16 protein-coding genes and 1 pseudogene are annotated in these 14,386 nt (G+C 51.1%); 2 read left to right on the forward strand and 15 right to left on the reverse strand.

Going from position 1 to position 14,386, the window contains the following annotated elements; all coding sequences use genetic code 11:
• Window positions 1–254 precede the first annotated feature (254 nt).
• The 3 genes from WJU22_RS26270 to WJU22_RS26280 form a co-directional block, all read right to left on the reverse strand.
• Complete coding sequence (locus WJU22_RS26270) at window positions 255–599, reverse strand: hypothetical protein (RefSeq protein WP_341841116.1); 345 nt, start codon at window positions 597–599, stop codon at window positions 255–257.
• Between the two features lie 20 nt (window positions 600–619).
• The gene (locus tag WJU22_RS26275) at window positions 620–1,552 is read right to left on the reverse strand and encodes a J domain-containing protein (RefSeq protein ID WP_341841117.1); all 933 of its coding nucleotides are present in this window, start codon (window positions 1,550–1,552) and stop codon (window positions 620–622) included.
• A gap of 112 nt (window positions 1,553–1,664) precedes the next feature.
• Window positions 1,665–4,040 (reverse strand): alpha-ketoacid dehydrogenase subunit alpha/beta, encoded by a 2,376-nt coding sequence (locus tag WJU22_RS26280; protein WP_341841118.1) that lies wholly within the window; start codon window positions 4,038–4,040, stop codon window positions 1,665–1,667.
• A gap of 217 nt (window positions 4,041–4,257) precedes the next feature.
• Between WJU22_RS26280 and WJU22_RS26285 the strand changes: the two genes are divergently transcribed.
• Together WJU22_RS26285 and WJU22_RS26290 are read left to right on the forward strand one after the other, a co-directional pair.
• Window positions 4,258–4,662, forward strand: a complete 405-nt coding sequence (locus WJU22_RS26285; protein ID WP_341841119.1) for a DUF1573 domain-containing protein — start codon at window positions 4,258–4,260, stop codon at window positions 4,660–4,662.
• Window positions 4,663–4,776: 114 nt separating this feature from the next.
• Complete coding sequence (locus WJU22_RS26290; RefSeq protein ID WP_341841120.1) at window positions 4,777–5,970, forward strand: pyridoxal phosphate-dependent aminotransferase; 1,194 nt, start codon at window positions 4,777–4,779, stop codon at window positions 5,968–5,970.
• 847 nt (window positions 5,971–6,817) lie between these two features.
• On the opposite strand, the pseudogene carA reads toward WJU22_RS26290, so the two are convergent.
• The 12 genes and pseudogenes from carA to map form a co-directional block, all read right to left on the reverse strand.
• A pseudogene (gene carA / locus WJU22_RS26295) lies at window positions 6,818–7,864 on the reverse strand (glutamine-hydrolyzing carbamoyl-phosphate synthase small subunit); the annotation flags it as partial.
• A gap of 95 nt (window positions 7,865–7,959) precedes the next feature.
• Window positions 7,960–8,769 (reverse strand): hypothetical protein, encoded by an 810-nt coding sequence (locus WJU22_RS26300; RefSeq protein WP_341841122.1) that lies wholly within the window; start codon window positions 8,767–8,769, stop codon window positions 7,960–7,962.
• Window positions 8,770–8,853: 84 nt separating this feature from the next.
• Entirely contained in the window at window positions 8,854–9,147 is a 294-nt protein-coding gene (locus WJU22_RS26305; RefSeq protein WP_341841123.1) for a DUF6881 domain-containing protein, read from the reverse strand.
• A gap of 115 nt (window positions 9,148–9,262) precedes the next feature.
• The gene (locus WJU22_RS26310) at window positions 9,263–9,472 is read right to left on the reverse strand and encodes a hypothetical protein (RefSeq protein WP_341841124.1); all 210 of its coding nucleotides are present in this window, start codon (window positions 9,470–9,472) and stop codon (window positions 9,263–9,265) included.
• Window positions 9,473–9,620: 148 nt separating this feature from the next.
• On the reverse strand, window positions 9,621–10,106 hold the full coding sequence (rplQ, locus tag WJU22_RS26315) for a 50S ribosomal protein L17 (RefSeq protein ID WP_126246792.1): 486 nt from the start codon (window positions 10,104–10,106) through the stop codon (window positions 9,621–9,623).
• Between the two features lie 109 nt (window positions 10,107–10,215).
• Window positions 10,216–11,211 (reverse strand): DNA-directed RNA polymerase subunit alpha, encoded by a 996-nt coding sequence (locus WJU22_RS26320; protein WP_341841125.1) that lies wholly within the window; start codon window positions 11,209–11,211, stop codon window positions 10,216–10,218.
• Window positions 11,212–11,288: 77 nt separating this feature from the next.
• A complete protein-coding gene (gene rpsD, locus WJU22_RS26325; RefSeq protein ID WP_126246790.1) occupies window positions 11,289–11,894 on the reverse strand; it encodes a 30S ribosomal protein S4 in 606 nt (201 codons plus the stop codon).
• Between the two features lie 170 nt (window positions 11,895–12,064).
• Complete coding sequence (gene rpsK, locus WJU22_RS26330) at window positions 12,065–12,463, reverse strand: 30S ribosomal protein S11 (RefSeq protein ID WP_341841126.1); 399 nt, start codon at window positions 12,461–12,463, stop codon at window positions 12,065–12,067.
• Between the two features lie 111 nt (window positions 12,464–12,574).
• Window positions 12,575–12,955: a 30S ribosomal protein S13 gene (gene rpsM, locus WJU22_RS26335; RefSeq protein ID WP_126246788.1), complete on the reverse strand. Its 381-nt coding sequence runs from the start codon at window positions 12,953–12,955 to the stop codon at window positions 12,575–12,577.
• A 46-nt stretch (window positions 12,956–13,001) separates the two neighbouring features.
• Entirely contained in the window at window positions 13,002–13,118 is a 117-nt protein-coding gene (gene rpmJ, locus WJU22_RS26340; RefSeq protein ID WP_072360626.1) for a 50S ribosomal protein L36, read from the reverse strand.
• 34 nt (window positions 13,119–13,152) lie between these two features.
• Complete coding sequence (infA, locus tag WJU22_RS26345; protein ID WP_012789309.1) at window positions 13,153–13,371, reverse strand: translation initiation factor IF-1; 219 nt, start codon at window positions 13,369–13,371, stop codon at window positions 13,153–13,155.
• A 180-nt stretch (window positions 13,372–13,551) separates the two neighbouring features.
• On the reverse strand, window positions 13,552–14,358 hold the full coding sequence (gene map / locus WJU22_RS26350; RefSeq protein ID WP_423737569.1) for a type I methionyl aminopeptidase: 807 nt from the start codon (window positions 14,356–14,358) through the stop codon (window positions 13,552–13,554).
• Window positions 14,359–14,386: the final 28 nt, after the last annotated feature.

Below are 14,386 nucleotides of genomic sequence, written 5' to 3' on the forward strand. Positions count from 1 at the left end.
AGGATATGGGTAAACAATCTTTTCGATCTGGCGCCTGGGTAACCCCACTGGAATGAAAACTGAAAGAAGGCCGCCCCTTTCAGAACGGCCCCCGTTTTCAGCCTATTTGAACCGTCTAAGCAATTTTCATTTTGATTATGCCTGCAATTTATCTCATTCCATTAACCAATGAATAGCAACGGGAGAATGAACAGACAATGAACATTACGAAAGACAATGAACATACAATTGGCTGATAATAAATATGTTATAGATTAAAATGAATAACTTTTCTTGAAGAGCAACCACTGTGCTTGCGCCACCGCAGGGTTCCTGGGGTCACTGTTAACAATCAATAAATAACCCGCCAACCGGCTCAACTGCCAGTCTTCCGACATTTCCCCGCCCTGCCAGCAATAAATCCGCCGGAAATTCAACGTCACCGGCATCCGCAACGCCGCACAGGCCTGCATCGCACGTTCCAGCGCCATCCGCAGCCCCTCCCGCGTATACCCCAGCATCTCCAGCAACTCGCTCGCATAAAAATCAGGCACCGCCTCCGACTCCGCCCGGTGCTGCTGCTCGAGGATTTCTTCCAGGTAATCGATCGTTTGTAACATAAGCTTCCATTTTTCGTGATTTACTGATCCCGGTTCGCCAATTTCCGGAACATCGCCTTCTCTTCATCCGTAAGATTTTGCGGCACCGTGATCCTGATCCGCACATAAAAATCCCCCGGCTCCCCATTCCCTCCTTCCGCAACAGGCATCCCCTTCCCTTTCAACCTGAACATCCGCCCGCTATCCGTCCCCTCCGGGATCGTCAACTGCAACGCACTTCCCGGCACCGGCACCTGCACCTTCCCGCCCAAAATCGCCGTATACACGTCCACCGGCACTTCCAGGTACACATCCTTCCCCTTCAACTCAAATCCCGCTCCGGGCACAACACTCACCTCTATCAACAAATCTCCCGCCTCACCTCCGTTCAAACCCGGACTCCCCTTGCCTTTCAGCCGCAACACCTGTCCATCCGCCGTACCCTTCTTTATCTTCAGATTCAACTTTTGCCCGTTCACATTGATCTGCCGCGTAGCGCCCGTGTAGACGTCTTCGATACTCACGTCCATCGTAGCATGCAAATCCCCGCCACGCCGCGTGCGCGAACGCCCCTGCTGCGCGCGGCTGCGGAACCCGCCGCCGAACAGGTGCTCGAAGAAATCGGAAAACTGCCCGCCTTCCCCGAACATATCCTCAGCGTTGTACTGCTGTCCGCCGCCCTGCTGCTGCTGCTGCGCCCGCCAGCGGTTCCAATCGAAATCGCCCTGCTGCGCGCCGGCCTGTTCATAATACTTCCAGTTCTCGCCGAACTCGTCGTACTTTTTCCGCTTCTCCGCGTCGCCCAACACTTCATATGCCTCGTTCAATTCCTTGAACTTCTCTTCCGCGAGCTTGTCGTCGGGATTTTTGTCCGGATGATACTTGACCGCCAGTTTGCGATAAGCCTTCTTGATCTCGTCGGCACTCGCCTTTTTATCTACGCCCAGTATCTTGTAATAATCTTTATAGTCCATATTTCCAGTATAACAATTTGTGCGCCGGCCTTGTTTGGCCCCGCTGTCCATAAAAAATGCCCCCTGCGCATACAGGGGGCACGTACCTTCACGGCATATCGTTGCAGGTCCGTTATTCCCTGATCATTTCCATAACTACTTTCACCACATCTTCCACGTTGGGCTTGGAGAAGTAATCGCCGTCGGAACCGTAAGCCGGGCGGTGCGCCTGGGCAGACAGGGTGCGGGGCGCCACGTCGAGCCAACGGTAACCGCCCTGCAGCTCCATCACTTGCTGGAACATGTAAGCGGTGCCGCCGCCGGGAACGTCTTCGTCCACGAAAAGGATGCGGTTGGTCTTTTTCAGCGAATCCAGGATGGAGTGGCTGGTATCGAAAGGCAGGAGCGTTTGCACATCGATCAGTTCGCAGGAAACACCAAGCCCGGAAAGGGTTTGGATGGCTTCCTCGATGATGCGCAGCGTGCTGCCGTAAGAAACGATGGTAATGTCGGTACCCTCATGCAGGATTTCCGGAACGCCCATGGGCACCGTGAAATCTACGAGGTTCTCCGGCATGCGCTCTTTCAGGCGGTAACCGTTGAGCGATTCGATGACGATCCCCGGTTCGTGGGCGCGGAGGAGCGTGTTGTACATCCCTGCCGCCTGCACCATGTTGCGGGGCACGCACACGTAGAAACCGCGCAGGGAGTTGATGATCATTCCCATGGGGCTGCCCGAGTGCCAGATCCCTTCCAGCCGGTGGCCGCGGGTGCGGACGATGATGGGACAGAACTGCGTGCCGCGGGTGCGGTATTGCAGGGAAGCCACATCGTCGCTCAGGGGCTGGAGGCCGTACAGCAGGTAATCCAGGTACTGGATTTCCGCGATGGGCCGCAGGCCGCGAAGCGCCATCCCGATCCCCTGGCCCATGATGGTCAGTTCGCGGATGCCGGTATCGGAAATGCGGACTTTGCCGTGTTTGGCCTGGAGGCCGGCGAAGCCCTGGTTCACGTCGCCGATCTTGCCCACATCTTCGCCGAAAGCGAATACCAGCGGGTTGTCGGTGAACAGTTGATCGAAGTATTTATTCAGCACTTCGTAGCCGTTGAGCACGGGAGCGTCTGCCGCGTATTCGGCCGGCACTTCCGGCACGTTGAGCGCCGAATTGGCGCCGGTGGCGTACAGGAGGCTGTTGTAATTTTCTTTTTCGGTGACGAGCTGGTTGTCGTAAAACAGCTGCAGATCGTTCAATACCGGCGAAAAATCGCGCGGGTAGCGGAACAGGATATGTGCAGCGGATTTGAGGATATCGCGGCGAAGGGGCTCCCGGTTGGCGGCCAGCTCCTGGATGGTATGTTGTACCAGTTCCGTTTCCACCCGGCCTTCCTCGACGAGGTTCTTGAGGATGGCGGTCAGGCCCTGCACCTGGCCCCGGATGGGCGCGATGTATTTTTCCCAGGCGCGTTTGCGGCCTTCGTGGGCGAGCACTTTGGCTTCGGCTTCCACTTCCTGGAGGGCGCCTTCGTCGGCCAGGGCGTTCACGACGATCCACTGGCGCATTTTGCTGTTGCAGTCGAATTCCTTTTCCCAGGCCAGGCGTTCCTTGCTTTTGTACCGCTCGTGCGAGCCGGAAGTGGAGTGCCCCTGGGGCTGGGTGATCTCTTCTACGTGGAAGAGCACGGGCACGTGGGTTTCACGGGCTTTGCGGATCCCTTCCTCGAACACTTCGCAAAGGCCGGCGTAATCCCATCCTTTTACATTATATATCTCCAGCCCGTTGGTCTGCTCCCCTTTCCGGAAGCCTTCCAGCGCGGCGCTGATAGAACCTTTTGTAGTTTGATACTTGCGGGGAACGGAAATACCATATCCATCGTCCCACACAAAAATGCAAAGCGGCACCTGCAACACGCCGGCGGCATTCACGGTTTCCCAGAAATGGCCCTCGCTCGTAGATGCGTCGCCGATAGTGGCGAAGCAAACTTCGTTGCCCTGGTGGGAAAGGTGCGTCAGCCCCTCCAGCTCCGGCACTTCGCGGAACAGCTTGGAAGCATAGGCCAGGCCCAGCGCACGCGGCATCTGTGCGGCAGTGGGCGCCATGTCTGCGGCGGTGTTCTTCTGCGCGGTGAGCGGCAGCCAGTTACCGTCCATATCGATATTGGGAGTGGCGAAATGCGAATTCATCTGGCGACCGGCGGAAAAAGGATCGTTCGCCAGGTCCGGATCTGCATACAGCTGGGAGAAAAACTGCTCTACATTGGCCACGCCCGTTGCGAAAGCCCACGTCTGATCGCGGTAATAGCCCGAACGGAAATCGCCCGGTTTGAAATATTTGGACATCGCGATCTGCGCCACTTCCTTGCCATCGCCAAATATCCCGAATTTGGCCTTGCCGGTCAATACTTCCCGGCGGCCCAGCAGGCTTACTTCCCTGCTGATGCAGGCCAGCCTGTAATCATTCAAAACTTCCCTGCGGAACTCCTCAAATGACAACTGGCTTTGCATATTCATAGCTAATTCGTTGTTTTCGATCATGCCATCCTTGTTAAAGCACAAATGTAGGGGAAATTGATGAATGGGTAAATGCCCGCACTCATCCCGTAAAAATTAAATTTTTAAGAAATTTTTAATATCTTGATATGCACGGTTCAGTTTTTGGCCGTAAATTTGAATTGGAAACTGGTAGAAACGTAAATGTTTAACCAATCGACTAAAAACCAATATTATCATGAAAAAATTCGTTGTATCCCTATTTGCAACTTTACTGGTTACCACTTCACTGTGGGCGCAGGCACAGAACGGCGGCGGAACGACTAATGCAGTAGACGCCAAGCTCAAATTCAAGAAAGAAACAGTTGATTTCGGTAAAACCAAGCTCAACAAACCCGTAACCGTTACTTTCGAATTCACCAACGTCTCCAAAGAGCCCGTGCTGATCGAAGCTGCCAAACCCAGCTGCGGTTGCACCACCCCGAAATGGACGGCAGAGCCCATCCTTCCCGGAAAGGCAGGTACCATCACGGCCACCTACAGCGCGAATGCGGTAGGCAAACCGATGAAAACCATCTACCTGAAGTTAAAGGGAGTTGACCAGGAGAAGGAACTATTCCTCACAGGAACGGTTGAAAACTAAAAAAAGCAACAGCAAATAGCAATGCCTCCCGGACAACCGGGGGGCATTTTTGTTTAATATCGTCCATAACATAGCGAGTTGCCTTACCTTTGCCTCGCTAAAAACCAACACCAAATGCCGAACATCAGTCAGCGCGGCCAGATCATGCCGCCCTCTCCGATCCGAAAACTGGTACCGTTCGCGGAAGCAGCTAAAAAGAAAGGAGTTACGGTTTATCATCTCAACATCGGGCAACCCGATATCGAAACGCCGCAACCCGTGCTCGACGCGGTGCGCAATTCCCATTTCAAAGTCCTGGAATACAGCCACAGCGCAGGCAACGAATCTTACCGCCGCAAACTCACCACTTATTACGACCGTTTCGGCATCCAGGTGGATTACAACCAGATCATCGTGACCACCGGCGGCTCCGAAGCCATTATCTTCGGTTTCATGGCCTGCCTCGACCCGGGCGATGAAGTGATCATCCCCGAGCCCTTCTACGCCAATTACAACGGCTTCGCCGTGGAAGCGGAAGTGAAAGTGGTGCCCGTGACCTCCGGTATCGAATCCGGATTCGCCCTGCCGCCGATCGCCGACTTCGAAAAGAAGATCACGCCCAAAACCAAAGCCATCCTCATCTGCAATCCCAACAACCCGACCGGTTACCTCTACAGCCCCGAGGAACTGAACGTGCTGCGGGATATCTGCAAAAAACATAACCTCTTCCTCTTCTCCGACGAAGCGTACCGCGAGTTCGCGTACGACGGCACCACCCTGTCTGCCCTGCAGCTGGAAGGCCTGGAAGACAATGTGGTGGTGTTCGACACCATTTCCAAGCGCTACAGCGCCTGTGGCGGCCGTATCGGCGCCCTGGTGACCCGCAACAAAACGCTGCTGGATTCGGTGATGAAGTTCGCCCAGGCCCGCCTGAGCCCGCCGAGCTTCGCGCAGATCGCCGCGGAAGCTGCCGTAGACCTGCCGGAAGACTATTTCGACGGCATCAAGGCGGAATACAAGAGCCGCCGCGACCTGCTGGTGAAGCGCCTCAACGGCATTCCCGGGGTGTTCTGCCCCAATCCGGGCGGAGCGTTTTATGCCATGGCGAAGCTCCCGATCGACGATGCGGACAAATTCTGCCAATGGCTGCTGGAAGATTTCAGTGTTGATCAGCAAACGGTGATGCTGTCTCCCGGCACGGGCTTCTACGCCACTCCGGGCCTTGGCAAGCAGGAAGTGCGCCTGGCGTACGTCTTGAACCTGGAAGCGATCGATAAGGCCATGACGGCACTGACAAAAGCGTTGGAGGTGTATCCCGGCCGCCGCTAAACTGTCAGCATATCCTGTCAGTATGAGTTAAAAAAGTATTAAATCTGAAAAACTGACAAAAATCATGTTTTTGCGATCGATTGGCTGGAAAGCTTGGCAACAGCAAGATTTTACATTATAAATAATTCTATATAACATTTTTCAGACGATAAATAGAAATTTTAACGGTTCGATGTTTTGAAATTTGATTTTTATGCCTACATTTACTGTGTAATCAGGACGCAAAGGTGCAAATAGATCAAATAACAAAATTCGATATACATGTTAGGCAAATTTCTAAACCTGCTTTGCAAAAAATTAACTTGTATAATTTTGACAAATGGGAAAATGGCCCGACCTTTGCATTATCAACATTATGTAAAAAATCGGCGACTAACTAAAACGTTTTAGCCAAACAACATATTTTTGTATCAGTTTTTCATAACGTGGAATTTATAAAGGCAAACGGCTCTGTTCACAGAGCCGTATTTTTTTCCCGTATAATTTCAGCCGCCTCCAACCGATTGCATTTTGAAATCCTCTATTTCAAGAAAACTTAGCCCCTTTTTAAATCTTCATCTCGCCGAATTTTTCCTATTATTGTCATGTAATGAAAAGACAAGGTAGGGTATCGTGCTTTACCGCATGGTACCTTTCGCTAGTTTTCATAACGTGGAATTTTAAAATGCAACGGTCCTGACTCCTCAGGACCGTCTATTTTTCCCCTACCCTTCATTTCAGCGCATAAAAAAAGGCCCCCGGTGCGGAGGCCTCTTCCCTATCTTGTCGCATTCACACCTTATTTGGTATGATTGCGGATCATTGTAAAGAAATCATCGAACAGGTAACGCGAATCGTGCGGACCAGGCGTGCTTTCCGGGTGATATTGCACCGAAAACGCCGGTTTATTCTTGATCCGGATACCTTCCACGGAATTGTCGTTCAGGTTGATATGGGTCACTTCCACGTTCTCGGAAGCTTCCACCGCCTGCTTGTCGATCGCGAAACCGTGGTTCTGCGTAGTGATCTCGCATTTGCCGGTCTGCAGGTTCTTCACCGGGTGGTTCAGGCCGCGGTGACCGTGGTGCATTTTATACGTCGGGATCCCGTTGGCCATAGCCAGCAGCTGATGCCCGAGGCAGATGCCGAAGAGCGGGCGCTCGGCGGCCAGTACTTTCTTGATGGTTTCCACGGCGTAAGTCAGCGGAGCAGGGTCGCCAGGGCCGTTGGAAATGAAATAAGCGTGCGGTTTGAACTCCTCGCAGGTTTCGAAAGACGTTTGCGTGGGGTGCACTTTCAGGTAAGCACCTTTTTCGGAGAGGCATTTCAGCATGTTGCGCTTCACCCCGTTGTCGAGCACCGCGATACGGATCTCGGCGTTGGGGTCGCCCACGAAATAAGGTTCCTTGGTAGACACTTCGGCGCAAAGCGCGAGACCTTCCATGGAGGGAACTTCTTTCAGGCGATTGGCCAACTCCTGTTCGTCGAGGATTTCGGAGGAGATGATGCAGTTCATGGCGCCCTTGTTGCGGATGTGGGCTACCAGCGCACGGGTATCCACTTCGTGAATAGCGACCAGGTTATTCTCTTCCAGGAAAGTGGCGAGGCTCTGGTCGGCCATTTTACGGGAGTAGTTGGAAGCGATGTTCTTGCAGATCAGACCGCTGATCTTTACGGAACTGGATTCCACGTCTTCCTTTTTGGTGCCGTAGTTACCTACGTAGCAGTTGTTCATGATCAGCACCTGACCTTTGTAGGAAGGGTCTGTGAACACCTCCTGGTAGCCGGTCATCCCGGTATTGAAACAAAGTTCCCCGGACGCGGTACCTACTTTACCGAACGCTTTTCCGTGGAAAACGGTGCCATCTTCGAGCAACAGCATGGCAGGCTGTGTGGATCTGATAGTCTGCGGCATTTCTTCTTACCCTTACTTTTTTTATGTCCCGAAAAGGACGATTAAAACTGCGCAAAGTTAGGGCATGATTTTGAATTTCGTGCAGGTTTTTCCGATCAATTCATATGAATGGATGTCATGATTTTGTCAGCCGCCTGTTTACCGGCAGGATCGTCGGCCGAATGGGTCACCAACAGCTGTACCTGGCTGCCGCCTTTTACGAAAACGAGGCTCTGAAAAGCCACGGGCGAAGTTTCCTGTAACACATATGTCCCCTGCTGTAACAACGCCGGCTGGCCGTCCACTTGCAGTTCGCGGGAAGTATAGCTGAACCGGGATACGCCGGGTCTGGTCTCCATTTCGCGGGCCGTCAATTGCGCCGCCTCTTCCAGTACCACGCTGGCCTGGGCGAGGAATACCGATTCTTCCATCCTGATCACGATCCCTTCCGCCCTTCCTCCAGCCTGGAAGGCCTTTTTGCGCATATTGGGACGGTCGTCGGGGGATTCGGGCCGCAGGGACAAAGGTGTTTGGATCCGGATGAGGTGCCCTTTGAAAGTCCGCCATTGATCGGCATGTAGCAGCGTTGGCGACACCCTGGGTTCCCTGAAAAACGCCATCAGATAGGGCCCGTACAGGAAACTCAGTCCCAGGACCGCCACAAAACAGATGATCCCGAAAGCCAGCGTCGCCTTCTTCCGCGGTGTGAAATGGGCCTTCCGCTCTTTCCGGCGCTCCAGGGCAGCATATTCCTCCCCGGAAATGCCGTTCTCCAGCCCGAATGCGTCCAGGTTGCCATCCGGATGATGTGCCAGCCAATCTTTATAAATGACGGGAAATTTCTTGCCGCAATGGTCGCAGAACGTGAGGTATTCGGATTTCAATGCACTGTATTCGGTACAGTGCTGGCATTTCATGTAGTTCATAGGGAGGATATTAGGTGCCGGTGACGCTAAATTACGTTTTTTCTATATATATTCAAAATCTGGCGACCTTATCCCGCGAAGCGGTCAACGTTTCTTCGCCAAATAGTTGATGCATCCCGACCAAACGTCCTCAAATTCATCCCTGGTTATTTCTTTCGGCAAGAATTCGGCATCACCCGCTATCGCGTCAACGTCCGGGATCTGTTGGTCGGCCAACGCAGTGCCACCAAACTCGAATTCTTGCGAAGCCACCCCAAAACTCCTGTCTTTGTAAATTTCCACTTTCCGCAATTCATAAGCATCGTCACCAATTTCGCTATAAATGAATTGGGGCTCGTCATCGAAATTATGCATCCAAATTACCTTCAAGTATCTCATACAGCGTTGAATTTCCTACGATCGACAATCCATCATACATTGTCGATGCCCGTTATGTTATTAGTCTAAACCGACCCAGATTATCCCCTGAAAAAAGCACGAAACCCACACAGGTTTATGGGTTATTCTTACTCACTCTGCTCAAAACCGCATACGCACCACAGCCATTGCAGAAAATATATCCGTCCACTTTATCCAAACCTCTGATCAATTCGTCTTTAAATTCCAGCATTCCTACTTTGCATTCGGGGCAGCAGATCTCAGCCCCTGGCGTTTCATGTAAAACCTGGGCAACTTCCATCCAGCTTTTCCATTTTTCGTTCATGATAAAGTGGTGATTATGCGATAAAAAAACAGTGATTTTGCTGAAGCGCTCCGGGATCCTTTTTTTCAACCATCCGTTCCTCCCGTTCCTGCATAAAAAAAGGGATAAGGTACGAACCTTATCCCTTCTGTATAGCTTTCTTGAAAAACTACTCAGCAGCTTTTTCTTCAGCAGCAGGTGCTTCAGCGCCTTCAGCTTCAGCCTTTTTCTTACCGCCGGCACGACGGGTTTTCTTGGCAGGAGCTTTATCAGCAGCGGCAGTTTTACCGTAGATTTCGTTAAAGTCAACCAGTTCGATCAGCGCAGTTTCGGCGTTGTCACCGATACGTTTGCCAAGCTTGATGATACGGGTGTATCCACCGGGACGGCTGGCGATTTTCTCGCTGATGGGGCCGAACAGTTCCTGGATAGCTTCTTTGTCCTGCAGGTAGCTGAACACGATACGACGGTTGTGAGTGTCGTCGGTTTTACCACGGGTCAGCAGGGGTTCCACGTAAACGCGGAGTGCTTTGGCTTTAGCCAGGGTGGTGGTGATACGTTTGTGAGCAATGAGTTCGCAAGCCAGGTTGCTCATGAGGCTTTTGCGGTGAGCGGACGTGCGGCTCAGTTTGTTCAATTTCTTTCCGTGACGCATGACTTTTTGTTGTTTGGTTTCCCTCGCACCGTGTCAGGAATTGCAAGGTACTTGTTATAAAATGCAAATCACGCCCATCCTAACGGCGGCGTGATTTACGAAATGAATACTATTCTTCGTCGAGTTTCAGTTTGGACAGGTCCATACCGAAATGCAGGCCTCTTTCGCCCAGCACTTGTTCGATCTCGCTGAGGGATTTCTGACCGAAGTTGCGGAATTTCATCAGTTCTTCCTGTTCGTACTGTACCAGTTCGCTCAGGGAGTTGATTTTGGCCGCTTTCAGGCAGTTGAATGCGCGTACGCTCAGGTCCAGATCTTCCAGGGGAGTTTTCAGGATCTTGCGCAGCTGCAGGGTTTGTTCGTCTACCACATCTTCTTTCTCAGTGTCTTTGGTATCAAAGCTGATGTTTTCATCGGTGATGATCATCAGGTGCTGGATGAGGATACGGGAAGCTTGTTTTACCGCTTCTTCCGGATGGATGGTACCGTCTGTCACTACTTCCATGATCAGTTTCTCGTAGTCGGTCTTCTGTTCCACACGGGTGTTCTCGATGCTGTATTTCACGTTCTTGATGGGCGTGAACACGGAATCGATCGCGATATAACCAAACACTGCATCTTTGGGTCTGTTTTCCTCTGCCGGAACGTAACCGCGGCCTTTGCCGATGGTCAGCTCGATGTCCAGCTTGGCGGAAGGATCCAGGGTGCAGATCAGCAGTTCGGGGTTCATGATCTGGAAAGAGTTGGTCGCTTTCTCGATCATATCTGCCCGGAACTCGGTTTTGCCCTTGATAGAGATCTGGATTTTCTCGCTGCTTACTTCATTCTCAACGATTTTCTTGAAACGAACCTGTTTCAGGTTGAGGATGATTTCAGTAACGTCTTCCGTGATCCCTTTCAGGGTGCCAAACTCGTGATCAGCGCCTTCGATCTTGATACCCACAATGGCATAGCCCTCCAAAGACGACAACAGCACGCGGCGGAGCGCGTTACCAATTGTCACACCATAACCCGGTTCTAACGGACGGAATTCGAATTGAGCTTCAAAGTCGGTAGACTTCTGCAAAACGATCTTGTCAGGCTTTTGGAAATTAAGAATTGCCATTGATATGCTTGATTTATGTTTTTAAGGTATGTTTTACGGATATAGCCACCCCGGGTTACGGGATGGCTATAACGTTATTACTTGCTGTACAATTCCACGATCAGCTGCTCCTTAATGTTTTCGGGAACAGATTCTCTTTCGGGGTAAGCGATGAAAGTACCTCTCAGTTCTTTCTCGTTGAAGTCTACCCAGTTGTACTTGGGGTTCTTGCCGCGAACCTGGCTGGTCACCGCGGTGTTGCCTGCGGATTTAGCTTCGAGGCCTACGATGTCGCCGGGTTTCAGCTGGTAGGAAGGCACGTTCACCACCACGCCGTTAACGGTAACGTGTTTGTGGGAAACGAGCTGACGGGCAGCCGGGCGGGAAGGAGCGATGCCCATGCGGAACACGGTGTTGTCCAGACGTGCTTCCAGCAATTTGATCAATACTTCACCAGTAACGCCTTTACGACGGTTAGCTTCTTCGAAGAGGTTACGGAACTGTTTTTCCAGTACGCCGTAAGTGTACTTCGCTTTTTGTTTTTCTCTCAGCTGCAGCGCGTACTCGCCCAGTTGCTTACGCTTACGTTGTGCGCCGTGCTGACCGGGAGGGTTGCTATTCTTGCCTAAATACTTGCCATTGCCTAAGATAGGCTCTCCAAAAATCCTGGAGATCTTGGTCTTTGGTCCTGTGTACCTTGCCATGTTCTGTGTTGCAGATTTTTAGTTTCGATGCACGCTCATTTAAAAATCTTAAAATCCGATCGTGCACCCACTGGTGAATAATAAATGTAATAAAATATTAATTACGAATACGAATTAACCGGTACAAAAGTTCAATTGCACCGGATAATTCGTATCGGAATATCTCGAGACTATACCCTTCTCTTTTTCGGAGGACGGCAACCGTTGTGCGGCAGCGGAGTAACGTCTTTGATGAGGGTTACCTCGATACCGGAATTCGCGATGGCGCGGATTGCGCTTTCACGGCCGGCGCCGGGTCCTTTCACAAATACGTCAGCTCTTTTCAGGCCAGCGTCGATTGCAGTTTTGGCGGCATCGCTAGCAGCCAGCTGAGCAGCATAAGGAGTGTTCTTTTTAGAACCCTTGAAGCCCATCTTACCAGCAGAAGACCAGGAGATAACCTGACCAGCCTTGTTGGTGATGCTCACGATGATGTTGTTGAAACTTGCAGAGATATGTACATCTCCGAAGTTATCCACTTTTACTACCCTCTTTTTAGCGGCAGCTTTAGTATTTGATGCTTTTGCCATAATACGTTAAAATTCCTACTATGAAACTCCAAATCCGATTGTCTATAAAAACCCTTTATGCCGCCGCCTCCCGGATTTGGACGGAGGACCAGCAGACCAGGGAATTTATCACTATTTCTTCGGTGCCTTCTTTTTACCTGCAACCGTCTTACGCTTACCTTTACGGGTACGGCTGTTAGTACGGGTACGCTGGCCTCTAACCGGCAGACCTTTACGGTGACGCAGACCACGGTAGCAGGCGATATCCAGCAAACGCTTGATGTTCATCTGAACCTCGGAACGCAGTTGACCTTCAACTTTCAGCTCGGCGTTGATAATGTTACGAATCGCAGCTTGCTCATCGTCATTCCAATCCTTCACTTTCTTGTTCAGGTCAATTTCAGCTTTGTTCAGGATATATACTGAAGTAGAGTGACCGATTCCGAAGATGTAGGTCAGTCCAATTTCACCCCTTTTGTTCTTAGGAAGATCAATACCGGCTATACGTGCCATATTAATTGTTTAGTTTATTATTCTTTATAATGAGTAACAGATGCGATTATCCCTGACGTTGTTTAAAACGGGGATTCTTTTTGTTGATCACCAGCAATTTACCCTTGCGGCGAACGATCTTGCAGTCTGCACTTCTTTTCTTGATGGAAGCTCTTACTTTCATGAGTCAATAGTTATAAATCTACTAGTGTATTTTATTATTTATACCTGAAAATTATACGACCCCTGCTCAAATCATAAGGGCTCATCTCAACCCCAACCTTGTCGCCCGGCAGGATGCGAATATAGTGCATCCGCATTTTCCCAGAAATGGTCGCCAGAATCTCATGCCCGTTTTCCAGTTTCACCCGGAACATCGCATTTGATAAGGCTTCGAGAATAATACCATCCTGTTTAATCAGTGCCTGTTTCGCCATAAAAATTTTTAGGAATGCAAAGATACCATAAAAGTTTCTGAAAGAGAAAAATTTAGGGCAAATAATATTTTTAAATATCCGGATTGTGGATAAAGTCCCCCCACTTGTTGTGAATAATTCTGTAACTATCTACTAAACAAGATGATATGTATATAGGAATACTTATTGGCATGGAGCATTTTATTGCGCCACCGCCCCCGCCAACACCGGGTTTTGCTGCTCAGCCGCTTCAATTTCCACAAAAGTGGACAGCACGTCGGCCTTCCCTTTCTGCACCGAAACCGTATGTTCGTAGTGTACCGACACCTTCCGGTCTCTCGTCACAACCGTCCAACCATCTTCCAGGTATTCCACGTCCCGGGTACCCAGATTCACCATCGGCTCGATCGCGATCACCAATCCATCCTTCAGCACGGCACCGCTGCCCCTGCGGCCATAATTCGGCACCTGGGGGTCTTCATGGAGGTTACGTCCCAATCCGTGGCCTACCAGCTCACGTACCACGCCATATCCCCGCTCCTTCTCCAGGTAATCCTGGATGGCATAGGCAATATCGCCCACCCGGTTGCCCACAACGGCCTTTTCGATGCCCTTGTTGAGCGCCACCTTCGTAGCGGTCATCAGCTTCCGTACGTGCGCCGGAACCTCCCCTATCGCGAAGGTATAGGCACTGTCGCCATGGAATCCGTTCTTGAACACCCCCACGTCTACCGAAACGAGGTCGCCCTCCTTGATCACATATGCATTGGGAATGCCATGCACGACCGCTTCGTTCACGGAAATGCAGCAGGTATTGGGAAACCCTTTATAATTTTTGAAGGAGGGCACCGCACCATGGTCGCGGATGAATTGCTCCGCGATGGCGTCGACGTCCAGCGTGCTCATGCCAGGCTTCAGCCGGCGGGCCACCTCAGCGAGGGTGGCGCTTACCAGCTGGGCACTTTCACGCATCAGCTCAATTTCTTCTTTTGTCTTATAATGAATCATAACATGCAAAATTAACTAAAAATGCCGA

This window comes from Chitinophaga caseinilytica (assembly GCF_038396765.1).
GTDB lineage: Bacteria > Bacteroidota > Bacteroidia > Chitinophagales > Chitinophagaceae > Chitinophaga > Chitinophaga caseinilytica.

Excerpts from the sequence above, each read along its gene's own strand:
- WJU22_RS26270 (WP_341841116.1), bottom strand. The coding sequence starts at position 599 with ATGTTACAAACGATCGATTACCTGGAAGAAATCCTCGAGCAGCAGCAC.
- WJU22_RS26275 (WP_341841117.1), bottom strand. The coding sequence starts at position 1,552 with ATGGACTATAAAGATTATTACAAGATACTGGGCGTAGATAAAAAGGCG.
- WJU22_RS26280 (WP_341841118.1), bottom strand. The coding sequence starts at position 4,040 with ATGAATATGCAAAGCCAGTTGTCATTTGAGGAGTTCCGCAGGGAAGTT.
- WJU22_RS26285 (WP_341841119.1), top strand. The coding sequence starts at position 4,258 with ATGAAAAAATTCGTTGTATCCCTATTTGCAACTTTACTGGTTACCACT.
- WJU22_RS26290 (WP_341841120.1), top strand. The coding sequence starts at position 4,777 with ATGCCGAACATCAGTCAGCGCGGCCAGATCATGCCGCCCTCTCCGATC.
- WJU22_RS26300 (WP_341841122.1), bottom strand. The coding sequence starts at position 8,769 with ATGAACTACATGAAATGCCAGCACTGTACCGAATACAGTGCATTGAAA.
- WJU22_RS26305 (WP_341841123.1), bottom strand. The coding sequence starts at position 9,147 with ATGAGATACTTGAAGGTAATTTGGATGCATAATTTCGATGACGAGCCC.
- WJU22_RS26310 (WP_341841124.1), bottom strand. The coding sequence starts at position 9,472 with ATGAACGAAAAATGGAAAAGCTGGATGGAAGTTGCCCAGGTTTTACAT.
- rplQ (WP_126246792.1), bottom strand. The coding sequence starts at position 10,106 with ATGCGTCACGGAAAGAAATTGAACAAACTGAGCCGCACGTCCGCTCAC.
- WJU22_RS26320 (WP_341841125.1), bottom strand. The coding sequence starts at position 11,211 with ATGGCAATTCTTAATTTCCAAAAGCCTGACAAGATCGTTTTGCAGAAG.
- rpsD (WP_126246790.1), bottom strand. The coding sequence starts at position 11,894 with ATGGCAAGGTACACAGGACCAAAGACCAAGATCTCCAGGATTTTTGGA.
- rpsK (WP_341841126.1), bottom strand. The coding sequence starts at position 12,463 with ATGGCAAAAGCATCAAATACTAAAGCTGCCGCTAAAAAGAGGGTAGTA.
- rpsM (WP_126246788.1), bottom strand. The coding sequence starts at position 12,955 with ATGGCACGTATAGCCGGTATTGATCTTCCTAAGAACAAAAGGGGTGAA.
- rpmJ (WP_072360626.1), bottom strand. The coding sequence starts at position 13,118 with ATGAAAGTAAGAGCTTCCATCAAGAAAAGAAGTGCAGACTGCAAGATC.
- infA (WP_012789309.1), bottom strand. The coding sequence starts at position 13,371 with ATGGCGAAACAGGCACTGATTAAACAGGATGGTATTATTCTCGAAGCC.
- map (WP_423737569.1), bottom strand. The coding sequence starts at position 14,358 with ATGATTCATTATAAGACAAAAGAAGAAATTGAGCTGATGCGTGAAAGT.